The sequence below is a fragment of the Sphingobacterium siyangense genome (genome assembly GCF_023277505.1).
Classification (GTDB): Bacteria; Bacteroidota; Bacteroidia; order Sphingobacteriales; family Sphingobacteriaceae; genus Sphingobacterium; species Sphingobacterium siyangense.
In genome coordinates, this window is sequence record NZ_CP080574.1 from 6,101,357 (window position 1) to 6,115,079 (window position 13,723).

Annotated in this window: 11 protein-coding genes; 5 read left to right on the forward strand and 6 right to left on the reverse strand. The window is 39.9% G+C overall.

All coding sequences use genetic code 11. The features are described from left to right. Nucleotides 1-1,065, forward strand: a complete 1,065-nt coding sequence (locus K2F45_RS25575; RefSeq protein WP_075994459.1) for an Mrp/NBP35 family ATP-binding protein — start codon at nt 1-3, stop codon at nt 1,063-1,065. An 85-nt stretch (nt 1,066-1,150) separates the two neighbouring features. Here the strand turns inward: K2F45_RS25575 and K2F45_RS25580 are convergent, their stop codons facing one another. The 5 genes from K2F45_RS25580 to K2F45_RS25600 all read right to left on the reverse strand — a co-directional run bounded on the left by K2F45_RS25580 (nt 1,151) and on the right by K2F45_RS25600 (nt 5,739). Then, the gene (locus tag K2F45_RS25580) at nt 1,151-1,918 is read right to left on the reverse strand and encodes an exodeoxyribonuclease III (protein WP_075994460.1); all 768 of its coding nucleotides are present in this window, start codon (nt 1,916-1,918) and stop codon (nt 1,151-1,153) included. A gap of 73 nt (nt 1,919-1,991) precedes the next feature. Next, nucleotides 1,992-2,750: a peptidylprolyl isomerase gene (locus K2F45_RS25585; protein ID WP_088163194.1), complete on the reverse strand. Its 759-nt coding sequence runs from the start codon at nt 2,748-2,750 to the stop codon at nt 1,992-1,994. A gap of 58 nt (nt 2,751-2,808) precedes the next feature. Continuing rightward, on the reverse strand, nt 2,809-3,156 hold the full coding sequence (locus K2F45_RS25590) for a hypothetical protein (RefSeq protein WP_075994462.1): 348 nt from the start codon (nt 3,154-3,156) through the stop codon (nt 2,809-2,811). A 71-nt stretch (nt 3,157-3,227) separates the two neighbouring features. After that, nucleotides 3,228-3,674 carry a low molecular weight protein-tyrosine-phosphatase gene (locus tag K2F45_RS25595; RefSeq protein WP_075994463.1) on the reverse strand — a complete coding sequence of 149 codons (447 nt, stop codon included), beginning with the start codon at nt 3,672-3,674 and terminating at the stop codon, nt 3,228-3,230. Nucleotides 3,675-4,185: 511 nt separating this feature from the next. Beyond that, nucleotides 4,186-5,739 (reverse strand): Do family serine endopeptidase, encoded by a 1,554-nt coding sequence (locus tag K2F45_RS25600; protein WP_075994464.1) that lies wholly within the window; start codon nt 5,737-5,739, stop codon nt 4,186-4,188. Between the two features lie 230 nt (nt 5,740-5,969). Between K2F45_RS25600 and dapF the strand changes: the two genes are divergently transcribed. Together dapF and K2F45_RS25610 are read left to right on the forward strand one after the other, a co-directional pair. Further along, on the forward strand, nt 5,970-6,749 hold the full coding sequence (gene dapF / locus K2F45_RS25605; protein WP_248932669.1) for a diaminopimelate epimerase: 780 nt from the start codon (nt 5,970-5,972) through the stop codon (nt 6,747-6,749). A 252-nt stretch (nt 6,750-7,001) separates the two neighbouring features. After that, nucleotides 7,002-9,887 (forward strand): DEAD/DEAH box helicase, encoded by a 2,886-nt coding sequence (locus K2F45_RS25610; protein ID WP_248932670.1) that lies wholly within the window; start codon nt 7,002-7,004, stop codon nt 9,885-9,887. Between the two features lie 9 nt (nt 9,888-9,896). Here the strand turns inward: K2F45_RS25610 and K2F45_RS25615 are convergent, their stop codons facing one another. Next, nucleotides 9,897-10,706: an AraC family transcriptional regulator gene (locus tag K2F45_RS25615; protein WP_075994467.1), complete on the reverse strand. Its 810-nt coding sequence runs from the start codon at nt 10,704-10,706 to the stop codon at nt 9,897-9,899. Between the two features lie 373 nt (nt 10,707-11,079). On the opposite strand from K2F45_RS25615, the gene K2F45_RS25620 reads away from it, so the two are divergent. After that, nucleotides 11,080-12,129 carry an HlyD family secretion protein gene (locus K2F45_RS25620; protein WP_248932671.1) on the forward strand — a complete coding sequence of 350 codons (1,050 nt, stop codon included), beginning with the start codon at nt 11,080-11,082 and terminating at the stop codon, nt 12,127-12,129. A gap of 6 nt (nt 12,130-12,135) precedes the next feature. After that, nucleotides 12,136-13,713 (forward strand): MFS transporter, encoded by a 1,578-nt coding sequence (locus tag K2F45_RS25625; RefSeq protein WP_248932672.1) that lies wholly within the window; start codon nt 12,136-12,138, stop codon nt 13,711-13,713. The last annotated feature ends 10 nt before the right edge of the window (nt 13,714-13,723 follow it).

Consider the following 13,723-nt stretch of genomic DNA (forward strand, 5'->3'; position numbering starts at 1 on the left):
ATGGTTACCAAAGAACAAATATTAAATGCATTATCCTATGTTGAAGAGCCTGATTTAAAAAAGGATCTTGTAACATTGAATATGATTCAAAATATCGAGATCGAAGGTGAAAAAATTTCTTTCGATGTCATTTTAACTACTCCAGCTTGCCCGCTTAAGGACCATATTGAACATGCCTGCCGAAACGCCATAGCCCATTTCATAGACAAAAACCTAGAAGTCAACATCAATATGACTTCCAATGTGATCGGGAAACAAGGCGCGCAAGTGTCGGGTATTAAAAACATCATCCTGGTATCTTCAGGCAAAGGTGGAGTTGGTAAATCTACTGTCGCTGCAAATCTTGCTCTTGCACTCCATGCGAAAGGAGCTAAAACAGGACTTTTAGACGCCGATATCTATGGGCCATCGCTTCCGATTATGTTTGGCCTAGAAGGTGCCAAACCGGGTTCCATAGAAATGCCAAACGGCCAGGTTAAAATTGAACCGCTTGAAAAATTTGGACTGAAATTACTTTCAATAGGATTTTTCACTGATCCAAACCAGCCTATTCCATGGCGTGGACCGATGACAACCTCGGCCATCAAGCAGCTTTTTAACGATGCCCATTGGGGTGAGCTGGATTACTTGGTTGTTGATATGCCTCCAGGCACTGGTGACATCCATATCACCGTATCACAGACATTCCCTATCGCGGGAGCCGTGATTGTCACAACCCCGCAGCACGTTGCCCTGGCTGACGCTGTCAAAGGAATTGGAATGTTCTTAATGGATAGCATCAATATTCCATTATTGGGTGTCGTGGAAAATATGGCCTATTTTACACCAGCTGAACTGCCAGAGAATAAATATTATATTTTTGGTAAAGATGGTGGAAAACGTCTTGCAGAAGAATATAAAGTTCCTTTCCTTGGTGAAATCCCTTTGTTAAAAGGCATTTCTGACGCAGGAGATAATGGTTTCCCTGTTGCCATAGACACCGAAGATCCTGTAACGAAATCATTTTTAACGATCGCAGAGAAAGTTGCCCAGCAACTTTCCATTATCCATAGCCAAGGGAGATAGTTAGTTAATAGTACGCTCTTGCGCTTCACCATAAAAAAGGCTTTCATACGTATGAAAGCCTTTTTTATGAAATGTCATCTAATGATTAGATAGCAAGCTCCAGCAATACCGGGCAATGATCGGAATGTACCGCATCCGGCATTATACTGGACGATTTGATTTGTTCCGCCAAAGGTTTTGAAACCATATTATAATCAATACGCCAGCCCAAATTCTTTGCACGAGCCCCTGCGCGATAGCTCCACCAACTGTAGTGGTGTGGATCAGGATTTAAATGGCGGAAAGAGTCAATATAACCCGAATTAATAAAATTCTCCATCCATTCGCGCTCTTCCGGAAGAAATCCCGAAGAATTTGCATTTGATTTTGGATTGTGAATATCGATGGCACGGTGACAAATATTATAATCACCACAAACGACCAAATTCGGTTTTTCGATCAAAAGCTTATCGCTATATGACTGAAAATCCTCCAAAAAACGGTATTTAAAATCCTGTCTCACATCTCCTGTTGTACCTGATGGGAAATAGGTACTCATCACGGAGACCTGATCAAAATCAGCACGGATAATACGTCCTTCAAAATCATAATCTTCATGGCCGCAACCATACTCAATATGCTTAGGTGTGATCCGCGTAAACAAGGCGACTCCGCTATAGCCCTTTTTTTGAGCTGGATACCAGTAATGCTCATAGCCCATCTGCTCCAACAAAGCAATTTCGGGAATCTGATCCGGTGTAGCTTTAATCTCCTGAAGACATATGACATCCGCATTTACAGTTTTCAACCAGCCTAACCAATCTTTCTTCAAGGCTGCACGTAAACCATTCACATTATAGGTTACTATTTTCATTTTTTGAGTATTGAGATTCTAAATAATAGGGAAAAAAGCACTTCAATCCCTGATTTACGGCTTCATAAAAACATTAATAATCCTTAGAAGAGAACAGATCACCGATTTTAGAAAAGATACCAGTCTGAGGTTTTAGACCTTTCAGTTCCCGCTCTAAGTTTAACGCTTCTCGCCGCGTTAGCACATGCATGTTCATCTTTTGGTCGACTTCTGGTCTATCGTGCTTATCTGTTTTCACAGCTGCAATCTGATCGATAACATCTACTCCCTTGACCAACTCACCAAATACAGTATAATTCCAATCCAAATGAGGTGCGCCACCAATAGTTGTATAAGCCTGACGCTGTGCTTCCGAAAATTTCTTACCATTCATCCGTGTTTGCTCCAAACGATTAAGATCTTCAGGTGTGAATACCTTTCCCTGAACAAGATAAAACTGAGAGCCCGAAGAAGCTTTTGCAGGGTTGTTATCCCTAGCCGCTCCAATGGTCCCTTTTTTATGGAATAAACCGTCCTGAATCTCTGCAGGAATGGTATACCCTGGTCCTCCATTACCCAGCTGTGCTCCTCCAACAGCATTTCTTGAGTCAGGATCGCCTCCCTGGATCATAAAATTCTGGATGACGCGATGGAACAAGGTTCCGTCGTAGTATTTACTTTTTGCTAATTTCACGAAGTTATCCCGATGTTTTGGTGTCTCATTATACAACCGCAGCACACAGGTCCCCTTGTCAGTAACGATCTGTACGTATTTAAACTCGGGTTTAGCCGCAAATGCCAAAACCTGTAAAAAGCAGAATACTGCTATTAAACTAGCCTTTAAAAATCTCATCTGTTAATAATTATATGTTCCCATTTAGAACGTCCTGTCTTTTCAATTGTGTTATCTTCTAGATAACGTTTAATTCCTCAAAATAATTTATGATCAAGGACTTCATAATTAGTTCCTGTTCCAAAAGAGTATAGTTAGGAATAGGTTTTACCAATTCCCAATGTGGCCACCCTTCTTCATCCAGACCTTTCAGATTATAAAATCCCATAGCACTGAAAAGACGACACGTCGCAATGTGCATCAATTCTTCTTTTTCTCGTTTTGAGAATTTTTGGGCACCTTTGCCCAATTCCTGAACACCAATAAGGAATAAACAGACCTTGATGTCAGGCTTTTCCATATCGAATAGCGAAGCAATTTCATCCTGTAGGATGTTCCACTTCTTGTTTACTTCTGCTGCCTTCATTTTTTTGTTTTAAACAAACTAAGATAAATTTACGATGATTTGCAAGCAAATTAACGCACAGATAAATATAGTTATGCTGTTGGATTCCCTCCTTTGGCAATAACCTCTGCACAACGTTGATCAATCATCTGAAACACGGGATCGAACAAATTATCATCAAAATACGGATCAGGAACAACATCATCTCCCAAAAACAATTTAACTTTGTGCAGATCTTCCTTATCAATCACCTGAGCGCATACATCTGCATAGTTTTGTCTATCCATTACAAATATAAGATCGTATTCGGAAAAAAATTGCGGTTTGAAATGCCGAGCCCGCTGACCGGAAATATCGACACCATATTTCTTTGCAATTGCTATAGCTCTACGATCGGGGGCTTCACCAATATGCCAGTCACCTGTACCCGCCGATTCAACGACCCAGTTTAATTGATTATCTGCTGCTTTTTGTTTCAATATACCATGTGCAAGGGGAGAACGACAGATATTTCCCAAACAAACCATTAAAATCTTCATCTCTATAATTTTTAAAAGCTATCAAAGAGTAGCCATACCACGCTATGATCCAACTAAACGGTGCAAAGAACGCGATTAGCCGACATAATCAGGTTTTCATGCTTGTCAATAGCAAAATATGTAATAAATCACAAGGCCAGAAAGGCCCAGCATAAAAAGTGCTGGAGCTGTATCGGCACTTCATTCCGCAAAATAGCTAAACTAAAATGATTAAGGAAACAACCGGCTTAAAATTGACTTACTTCTTACCAAGTGTCCTAGCTTTCCCATAAAGTCATTCTGATTCCGTATCCACCAACAGCAATGAAAACAGACTGGAGAACGTTGCTTTCCAATAACCAAGTTCAATGAAGCCAATGAGACTAAACACCTTTCATTAAACCAAGCGTAGCGAGCTGAATGATATCGTCATAAAAAATACGATCAATAACACAAAGCATAAAAAAGGTGGCCTAACCTTACGGTTAGAACCACCTAAACTATATTAATCAACCAATTCTTAATTCAATGTTTAATATTCTACCGGGAAGCTCAATTGAACAGCGCCACCTTGCGGAGATACACCTTTCAATCGTACAATATTGCGTTGTGTTGCGCCGAGAGCAGCTTCAACATCATCTACTGTATTTACAGCTTTTCCATTCACCTCCGTAATGACCAGTCCACGCTCTACACCGAAATAATCAAAGATACCACCACGGTTCACTTGGGTTACAACAACTCCAGAGTTTACACCCAGTTCCTTTTTCTTCTGAGCAGAAGCAGGAATAAAGCTTGCTCCTAATTTATTGTAAATCTCCGTTGCACTTTTAGAAGCTTTTCCGCTAGCGCTTGCAGTCTTTAAGGATTCTTCGCCTTTTAACGTCAACGACACTTGTTTTTCCTTACCATCACGTTTGTAGGTGATATTCACTTTATCACCAGGACGCAGACGACCTATTGTCTCTCCTAAAACTGGCGATCCTGTAATTACTTTGCCATTAATTTTAGTCAAGATATCTCCTTTTTTGATACCGGCAGCTTCTGCTGCACCACCAGCTACAACATCTTCGACAAATAACCCGTTCACGTCCGTAATACCTCTTTCTTTAGCTAACTCAGACGTGACTGGTTGGTAATTAATACCAATATAACCTCGTTTTACATTCCCAAATTCCACAAAGTCATCAGCAATTTTTTTCACTAAGTTCACAGGAATTGCAAAACCATACCCCGCATACACACCTGTTGGAGAAGCAATAGCAGAGTTAATACCAATCAATTCACCAGCAGCATTTGTCAATGCTCCACCGCTATTCCCCTTATTAATAACTGCATCAGTTTGGATAAAGGATTCAATAGCCGAACTTGCTAGAGGCTGATTCGTATTTCCTCCAAAAGGATTACCGCGTTGTTGCTGACCTTCTCTTAAGATACCAATATCACGGCCAGTAGCACTAACGATACCTGCTGTTACAGTAGATTGCAATCCAAGTGGATAACCAAAAGCCAATACCCATTCACCAACATTAACATTATCTGAATTACCTAATTTAACAACAGGAAGGCCTTTTCCAGCAACCTTTAACAGAGCAATATCTGTATTCGGATCCCGGCCAATTAATTTAGCTTCAAACGTACGCTTGTCTGTTAGTACCACTTCAATTTTATCTGCATCTTCCACCACGTGATTGTTGGTTACAATATAACCATCATCTGAAATAATTACACCTGATCCGGATGCTTGTATAGGCTGGGACTGCATCTGACGACGTCCGCCACCCTGTGGCATGCCAAAAAACTCCTCAAACATATCGAATGGAGAACCCTGTGATTCCTGAGATCCCTTACGCGTGTACGTTGTTTTGATATGTACTACGCCCGGAGAAACGGCAGCAGCAGCCTGGGTAAAATCAGGATTACCTGTCGAAGACATGGCTCCTACTGGGTTGTTCGCAAAATAAACTTTTTGTTTGTCTTCGAAAGACTTACCATCAAACTTCTTATTCTCAATAAGCTTGTAACCACCTAATGCTACCGCTCCACCGAAAACAGCCGTTAATAGCGTTAAACCGACCTTATTCATAAACTTATTTTTATTTTAAAATGTCTTAATATAAGCTGATAATTTTTGCTCTTAAAATTACCGATTTTATTCGGATATGTTCAAATGTAATACCATTTCGAAGCCTTCGGAAAATCCGACACGTTAAAAAATGTTAATTACTAGACAAATGTAATCATTTTAACAAATCTTAACTTTTCTCCGTTTTTTTGTAACAAAAAAACGTACTTTTGTTACTACAAATCAACGTAATGGCATCAAAAGTAAGATTTTCAAAATATCAGGGGGCAGGCAATGACTTCATTTTAGTAGACAATCGCAACAAAGCATTTGACCGCGCAGATGAAGCATTGGTAGAAAAGCTCTGTAACCGCCGGTTTGGCATTGGTGCCGATGGTCTAATGCTCTTACAAACCACAGAAAATTACGATTTTGAGATGATTTATTATAATGCCGACGGCAGAGAAGGCAGCATGTGTGGTAATGGGGGCCGTTGTATCGTCGCTTTTGCACGCGACTTAGGCATTATTACTGACAGAACTGTCTTTTTGGCAGTAGATGGCATACACCATGCCTCTTTATCAGCAGACCTTGTCAATCTCCAGATGATCGATGTAACGGATTTTACCCGTGATGGAGAAGCCTATCTGTTACAAACAGGTTCTCCACATTATGTTGAGTTTGTAAAAAATCTGCAGGATAAGAATGTCTTCCAAGATGGCTACGCAATTCGCAATAACGCTACTTATGGAAAAGAAGGCATCAATGTAAATTTCATTGAAGCTGAAGGAGATGGTTATTTCCTCCGCACATTTGAGCGCGGTGTTGAAGATGAAACCTATGCCTGCGGCACTGGAGCAACTGCAGCGGCCATGGCTGTCGCCTTGCAGCAAAATTTAGAAGGTGATATCAATATTCCTATCCGAGTATTAGGAGGACAGCTGTATATCTCCTTCCATAAGAAAGGCTCCCATTTCTCAGAGGTGTTCTTAAAGGGCCCGGCACAGTTTGTCTTTGAAGGGAACTATTAGGTTTTTATTCCTATAGCGATCAAGGCTAATTGCAACCCAAATTTTCAATCCAAGCAAATCAAGCCGTGAAATAGGGCCTACGCCCTTTGATATTTAACGACACCTGTACACAACCTCATAATGAAGGTTAGTACGAGATCTTCACTAGCTATCCCTTAAAATCGATTTTAAAAATTTCAACGCGCAAATTGCGATTAATGGTATATTTTATTGTATATTAGAAACCTTTATTTATAAGGTCCGCTATTTTTAATGCAACAGTCAAAGTCATTTCCAGTATATAAAATCGTTTATTCTATATGTGAGCACCCCTATCTTGGCTATCTTATTGAGCCACACATGGTCAAACTCAATCCCAATGGGACTTACTCACTACGCTATCAACGTATATTTAGCAATACTGTAGATGCTTACGCCGCTGAATTGGATGAATTAGATTACAAACTAATTCGATTGCTCGATGAAATCGAACAAACTCACCTCATTAAAAAATACTACAAAAAAGCAATTAGACCTGTCGATTTCTTTTCCAAAGTTTTCGATAAAAAGCTACATGAGCTTCTTCGTCCTAAAATTGATGAAAAAATGATCCAATTTTTTGAAGCTGTTGGAGACAAACCGCTTTTCATGATGAGCAAAGATGGTTATCCAGCAGATCAAGAAATTAAATTGGCAACCTCCGCGGCATCGATTCTATTTCATTTTCGACGAAACGAAGAAGAAACACGTTATTTCCCGACAATCAAATACGAAAATCAGCGTCTGGAGTTTATGTTCAAAAATGCCATTGTCTTGACCAATGTACAAGCATGGTTACTTCTAAACAATACCCTATATTATTTCGATCAGGCACTTGAGGGCAAGAAACTCAGCCCTTTCCTAAATAAACGTTACATTTCTGTCGGTAGAAGTACCGAAAAAAAATATTTCGAAACCTTTGTATGTGGACTGATTGAACGCTATCATGTCTATGCCGAAGGATTTGAAATTCAAACCCACCAACACCAAGCAATTCCACTCCTCCATTTGATTTATATTGAAGATGGGGCGTCGCAATTACAACTGCAATTCAAGTACGGACCGCACACCTTTACCGCAGGAGCCGAGAATAAAGTTACTGTTCGTATGGAATATAATGAGAAAGATGATCAGTATATATTCCACCGTGTAAAACGATCTTTGCAATGGGAAGAACAACAACATGAAAGCTTAAAAAAATTGGGCCTACAGGATGTCGACCTCCAACTCGGTTTATTAACGCCAACTACCCATACTGGGAAACGGCTTTCAGTATTTGACTGGATGAACAACCATCAAGAACAACTTGAGACTCTAGGATTCCACATTATACAAAATAGTGAAGAAAAACGCTTCTTCATAGGGCACACCTCCTTAGATATCTCCATTGATGAAGACAATGATTGGTTTGATATAAGTGCTATCGCAAAATTTGGCCCCTATGAGATTCCATTTATCCAGCTGCGCAACCATATCCTTAATAACATTAAGGAATTTACCTTACCTAATGGAGAAATTGCCATGATTCCGGAAGAATGGTTTGCAAAATACAATCATCTCTTCCAGTTTTCTGCAGATCGGCATGAGCTCAAACTAAATAAGGTACATATTGGTCTACTCTTTGAAATTAGTGAGCATACACAGCTGGTATTTACACGAAAACTACAGAATCTAGCCAATTTTGAAGAGATTGCTGATATTCCCGAGCCAAAACATTTCAAGGGAAATCTTCGCCCATACCAGAAAGCAGGGTACAATTGGTTTAATTTTTTGAAGCAGTATAAATTTGGCGGCTGTCTTGCAGATGATATGGGTTTGGGTAAAACCATACAGACTTTAGCCCTATTGCAACAGCAAAAAGAACAACTCCAAGACGAACAGGATATCCGTACCTCACTTTTGGTTTTGCCAACATCATTGGTATACAACTGGCAGAAAGAAGCACAGCAATTTGCCCCACAGCTTAATATCCACCTTCATACCGGAAACAACCGCATCAAAGATGCTGCTCTTTTCGCCAAATATGATTTGGTAATTACCACATACGGAATTGCCCGTATTGACGAAGAAACCTTGAATGGCTTTTATTTTAATTACATTATCCTCGATGAGAGCCAGAATATCAAAAACCCAACTTCCAAATCGTTTAAAGCCATCAAAAGCCTAAAAAGCAAAAACAAATTGGCTTTGAGTGGAACTCCTGTAGAAAATTCCGTTTCGGATCTTTGGGCACAGATGCACTTCACCAATCCAGGACTACTAGGCAGCTATACTTATTTTCAAAAGGAATTTGTACAGCCCATAGAAAAGAAAAAAGATGAAGAAAAAGCACAGCGTCTTCAAGCGATTGTCAAACCATTTATATTAAGACGTACAAAAGATCAGGTGGCAACAGAATTACCGCCAAAAACTGAACAGATCCTTTATTGTGAAATGACTGAAAAACAATCCGAGTTGTACGAAAAAGTCAAATCTGAATATCGCAATGCAATTCTTGACGGACAATTGGACAGCAAGCCTAAATCTACGCAAATTGCGTTGTTGCAAGGCTTGACAAAGCTCCGACAATTAGCCAATCATCCCAGAATGGTGGATGAGAAATTCTCGGGTGATTCCGGCAAGTTTGAAGCTGTCATTGAAACGCTTGAGATGGTTATGCGAAGAGGCAACAAAGTGCTGATTTTCTCCCAGTTCGTAAAACAGCTGAATATTTTCCGTCAGTATTTCGATCATAAAGGAACAAATTATGCCTACCTGGATGGCGGCACAAAGAATCGGGATGAAGCCGTCAGCCAATTCCGTAAAAACAACGATACCAAGTTATTTCTTATATCGATAAAAGCAGGGGGGGTGGGACTCAATCTGATTGAAGCTGACTATGTTTTTATTCTGGATCCGTGGTGGAACCCAGCTGTGGAACAACAGGCTGTAGACCGTTCACACCGCATCGGTCAAACGCGCAACGTGTTTATCTATAAATTTATCAGTAAAGATACCGTCGAAGAAAAGATATTAGCTTTACAGAATAAAAAGAAGTCGATTGCACAAAGCCTGATCACGACAGAAGAAAGCTTCATCAAGTCACTATCACAGGAAGATCTGCAGGAACTTTTGGCCTAAATAAAAACATTACTGTTTATATTCATTAATCTTCGCCATATATATCGATGGACGGATACCCGTTACACGCGTAAAAATATTGCTAAAAGAAGACAGCTCATTGTACCCTACACGCATGGCTATTTCTAGAATGGAATAGCTATTCTCAGACATCAGTTCCAGGGCTTTCGCAATTCGTATGGCTCTTAAAAAACGGATATAACTAATCCCCATATCTTCTTTAAACAACCGTGACAACGAGCGGCTGCTCATACCAAAGCGCACAGCAACCTGTTCAATGGTAAATGCTTGATCAATATTGCTATTCAGATATCTCGCTACGCTCCTGAGTTTTTCACTTTTAGGATAAGGATGCTGCATCGGAAAAGCATCTATTGGTGAACTCGTATCCGGAATAATCGCCATCATCGCACGCAAGAGACAGTACTTTGAATAATCAGCCGTTTTGCTGATCCCTCCGCTCCAATCCTGAGCAAATAAAAACATTTCACGCACCAGATCATTGCTTAGAAATATATTTGGCGTTGAAAGTACGGACGGCATATGCTGCTTCTCCTTGAAATAAAAACTATATAGCGGAATACGAGAGCTTGTACTTTCCAGATGATAAGTTGTATTTGCCGGAATCCACATATAAAACCTTGCTGGCAAATACCAGTGCTTTGTTGTTGTAAACACATGAATAATACCACCGTCAGCATAGAGCAGCCGCGCCTTTTTATGTTTGTACTCACGAGAATCGATACGATCGACATACATATGGTCTACATAAAAATCATATTGGTCAGCATCAATAGCTACAAGTTTTTCCTCTTCCATAACTTAAAATTACACTTTTCCTACAACATGGCGCAAATGAACATATATCCGTCCGACTATACAAAACAAAACGTTTCTATTCCACAGTATCTTTGTACAGCCATATGCTCATGCTCTCAGAGGAAGTTTGCTCGTATTCCGGTTAATTCTGATTAAGTAACACAGAAAAATTGCTACTCCGAGTACATCATAAGCGGAACTGAATACTGGCACAACAGACTTTAATTAAATTTTTAAAAGTCTCCTACAACATCGGATCAAATAAAAAGGCTCAACTGTAAATTTAGATGATGCTAAAAGTACACAGTTCGCCTGTGTTGACACACTATAAACACATAAAGCAGACTATTAAAATTACGCAATCAAAATAACAATGAATAAAGAAGATAAAAAAGACAAAACAAAAGGATTTAATAAAATGCTCGTCATATTTGCCAGCCTATTATTATTGACCGGTATTGGCGTCTTAGTCAGACACCTTATTTTTACCAATCAATATGTAACAACAAATGACGCACAAATTGATCAATACTTGACACCTATTGCCAGTAGGGTCTCTGGTTTTATCAAGGAGGTGCGATTTGAGGAAAACCAATATGTACATCGGGGCGATACCTTATTAATTATAGACGCCAGTGAGTATCAAACCAAGGTCGATATGGCGAATGCCGAACTCCAAAGTAGCCAGAGCAATGCTGAGGTAATCAGCAAAACAGCCAATGCAATAGCCAATAGCATTTCTGTTCAAAAGGCAAGATTAGAAGCGGCAAAAGTAAGTGTATGGCAGACCGAACAGGATTACAAGCGATTCAAGAATTTATTTGAAGCAGAGGCTGCGACCCAACAACAGTACGATAATGCCAAAGCAGCATATGATATAGCATTGGCACAACTGCACACCATAACCGAAGAATATAATTCAGCCCAACTAAACACCAACAAAGAAAAAGCAAGCGAACTACCGGCAAGAGCCAATATCAATATTAAAAAGGCCGCAAAAACAAATGCACAGCTTTTTCTTTCGTATACCGTAGTTACAGCACCTTATGATGGCTTTGTTGGAAAACGAACCATCCAAGCAGGTCAGTATGTAAAGGAAGGTCAGACACTTACCAATGTCATTAGTGAAGAGAAATGGATCAACGCTAACTTTAGGGAAACTCAACTCGAAAATCTTGCAGAAGGCACTATCGTTACTATACAGGTCGACGCTTTTCCCAAACTCAGTTTTAAAGGAAGAATCCACTCATTTTCTCCAGCATCAGGTTCCAAATTTGCCCTGATACCACAAGACAATGCAACCGGAAATTTCGTAAAGATTGAGCAACGGATTCCCATTAAAATTGTATTTGATCCAAAACAGGACCTCAAGAAATTACGCGCAGGTATGAATGTCGTTGTCCATGCCGCCCATCAATCCTAATCGCCCATGAGTACAAACAAATCTTTATACTACAGCTGGGTACCCGAATGGATAAAACTCCCGCTAATGATCGTAGCGATGTTCCCACATCTCATGCTAATGTCGCTCTTCCATTCCAATACGGCATTTACCGCTTCGGCACTGGATATTGAAGCTGAGGATATTCAGTATTTTCTATCCTTGATGTATGGCGCCATTGTCGTTACCTTACTCATATTTCAACGGCTGTTTTCGTTTTTTAGAGTAAGGACATACATACTCTTGACTTGTAGCCTCTCCATCCTGATTCTACTCGGTATTTCACTTACAAGAGACCCCTTCCTTATTGGCATTCTCCGCGTGATCGAAGGTATTTTCTGTGTACTGGAAGGTGCATGCTTTCTTCCACTGCTTATGATGCAGATTAAGCATACCAAAAGCCGAACGATCGCCTATTTTTTCCTATATACCTTTATGCTTACAGGATCAACTTTGACGACATCCTTACTCAAAGAAAGCATAATGGACTATGGATGGCAAGATATGATCCATGTCGTACTCTATTGGCATTTGATAGTGATTGCAATAGCCTTGCTGTTACTCAACAATAATCGCTTGGGTAAAAAGTTCCCACTCTATCAACTGGATCTGGCCAGCTGTCTATTTTTATTGATATCATTGAGCTGCGGGGCCTACGTTTTAATTTATGGTCGCAAATACTATTGGTTTGCATGCTCCACGATCACCATCAACTTCGCACTTTTCCTTATTTTCGGAGCACTTTTCATCATTAAACAGCGGATGGTCAAAAGACCGCTTTTTCATTTTGAGATCCTCAGATACAAAAATGTGATCTTTGGTGTTATACTGTTTTTTCTCTTTTATATTATTCGCAGCTGTCTCAATAATGTATACACAGTGATGGCTACCGTATGGAAGTGGCCCTGGCATTATATTGTTGATGTACAGTACATCAATGTTCTTGGTACAATATTGGGTGTTGGCAGTTCAGGATTCTTACTCCTCCGCGATGTATCTCCTAAATATATCTTTGGTTTTGGCTTTTTGATATTGGCGACTTCATGTTTTTTATTTGTACCTACATTTTACCCTGATACCACAATCTGGGCAATCGGTCTTCCTTTGTTTATTCAAGGAATCGGACAAGGATGGCTTTTTACACCACTGGTTATTTATATTTTGACAGGTGTAGAATCCCATCATGCTGGCAATGCAGGCCTCATGGGCACAACCGTTCGGTTTTGGGGTACGAATGTCGGATTTGCACTTATTCAAAATGCTAGCTATACACTAAATCAAAAGCATTATATTCAACTCGAACAGACACTGAATACAAGCAACCCACTGACAATAAACTATTGGAATACATTAATGGACAAATATACCGGAATATATGGCGATCACATAGCAGGGCGTATTGCAAGCAAAAGTATTTCGGGAACCCTAAGTCAGCAAGCATCTCTAATCAGTAACATGGAGATATTTACTTATCTGGGAATCCTGGGAATGCTGGTAACAGGGCTAATATTTTTATTCGGCCCAGCCAAAACACTTTTCATGCGCCTAAGAATCCCATACTTGTAAATGAGGCAGC

Excerpts from the sequence above, each read along its gene's own strand:
- K2F45_RS25590 (WP_075994462.1), bottom strand. The coding sequence starts at position 3,156 with ATGAAGGCAGCAGAAGTAAACAAGAAGTGGAACATCCTACAGGATGAA.
- dapF (WP_248932669.1), top strand. The coding sequence starts at position 5,970 with ATGGCATCAAAAGTAAGATTTTCAAAATATCAGGGGGCAGGCAATGAC.
- K2F45_RS25595 (WP_075994463.1), bottom strand. The coding sequence starts at position 3,674 with ATGAAGATTTTAATGGTTTGTTTGGGAAATATCTGTCGTTCTCCCCTT.
- K2F45_RS25610 (WP_248932670.1), top strand. The coding sequence starts at position 7,002 with ATGCAACAGTCAAAGTCATTTCCAGTATATAAAATCGTTTATTCTATA.
- K2F45_RS25600 (WP_075994464.1), bottom strand. The coding sequence starts at position 5,739 with ATGAATAAGGTCGGTTTAACGCTATTAACGGCTGTTTTCGGTGGAGCG.
- K2F45_RS25585 (WP_088163194.1), bottom strand. The coding sequence starts at position 2,750 with ATGAGATTTTTAAAGGCTAGTTTAATAGCAGTATTCTGCTTTTTACAG.
- K2F45_RS25615 (WP_075994467.1), bottom strand. The coding sequence starts at position 10,706 with ATGGAAGAGGAAAAACTTGTAGCTATTGATGCTGACCAATATGATTTT.
- K2F45_RS25620 (WP_248932671.1), top strand. The coding sequence starts at position 11,080 with ATGAATAAAGAAGATAAAAAAGACAAAACAAAAGGATTTAATAAAATG.
- K2F45_RS25580 (WP_075994460.1), bottom strand. The coding sequence starts at position 1,918 with ATGAAAATAGTAACCTATAATGTGAATGGTTTACGTGCAGCCTTGAAG.
- K2F45_RS25625 (WP_248932672.1), top strand. The coding sequence starts at position 12,136 with ATGAGTACAAACAAATCTTTATACTACAGCTGGGTACCCGAATGGATA.
- K2F45_RS25575 (WP_075994459.1), top strand. The coding sequence starts at position 1 with ATGGTTACCAAAGAACAAATATTAAATGCATTATCCTATGTTGAAGAG.